At 61.8% G+C, this 476-nt stretch carries 1 protein-coding gene; it reads left to right on the top strand.

Annotation, left to right across the window (positions count from 1 at the left end):
* Window positions 1-216: 216 nt before the first annotated feature.
* The coding region (locus FL311_RS43580) for a hypothetical protein (RefSeq protein WP_255510418.1) at window positions 217-476 on the top strand (260 nt) is incomplete at its 3' end.

Below are 476 nucleotides of genomic sequence, written 5' to 3'. Positions count from 1 at the left end.
ATTGGTAGGACAGTGTGCCAGCGAGTTTGTTGCAATGCAGCATTGAAAGTGGGCGAAGCGCCGCATTGGCGCCTGGTCTTGGCGCAAAGTTTGCAATTGCGCGCGACTGTCATGGAGACACCGTTGGCAAGCGGCTACACTGCCGCGACAGGCGCGCTCCGCTGTGGCCCGCCTCTCTGCGTTCCCGTTCCCCGTTGTGTACTTATGGAGGTCGTTATGGGTTTTTTTGACTTCATCAAAGAGGCTGGCGAGAAGCTCTTCCACGGCAGCGCTGCAGCCGCGCCGGCCGATGCGTCGGCGGATGCCGATGCCGCCAAGGCAGCCGACGATGCAAAGGGCCAAGCCATCCAGGACTACATCGCGCAGCAGGGCCTGAGCGCCACAGCGCTGTCGGTGCAGGTGGAAGGCGATGCTGCCAAGGTGTTTGGCGTAGCGCCGGATCAAGCCACGCGCGAGAAAATCATCCTGTGCTGCGG

Source organism: Myxococcus sp. AB025B (genome assembly GCF_006518215.1).
Classification (GTDB): Bacteria; Myxococcota; Myxococcia; order Myxococcales; family Myxococcaceae; genus Myxococcus; species Myxococcus fulvus.
This window is presented reverse-complemented; position numbering and strand designations above follow the sequence as displayed.